The 395-nt window shown below is 42.0% G+C and carries 1 protein-coding gene; it reads left to right on the forward strand.

Going from position 1 to position 395, the window contains the following annotated elements; genetic code table 11:
• Positions 1–395, forward strand: a 395-nt coding sequence (locus tag ACERDH_RS09800; protein WP_386686890.1) for a Rib/alpha-like domain-containing protein, incomplete at both ends; no start/stop codon positions are given.

The raw sequence follows: 395 nt of genomic DNA on the forward strand, positions 1-395 counted from the left end.
TTACCAAAAGGAACAAACTATAGCTGGTCAGAACAACCAGACACAAGTAAACCAGGAAGTAAGACAGGAAAAGTATTAATCACTTACCCAGATAAGAGTACGGAAGAAGTGACAGTAACAGTCGAAGTAACGCCACAAAATGATGAATACAATCCAACCGCAATAGCGCAAGAAGTGGACAATGGTCATGTGCCAGATCCAGAAACAAGTGTAAACAAAACCGGCTTACCAGATGGAACAACAGTCACATGGAAGACAAGGCCAGATGTAAGTACACCAGGAAGTCATCCAGGAGTAGCGTTAGTTCATTATCCAGATGGAACGGAAGATGAAGTCGAAGTACCAGTAAGGGTAAAAGAACAAAAAGAAACGTTTAACCCAACGGCAAAAGAACC

Origin of the sequence: Streptococcus bovismuti (assembly GCF_042436615.2) — a bacterium.
GTDB lineage: Bacteria > Bacillota > Bacilli > Lactobacillales > Streptococcaceae > Streptococcus.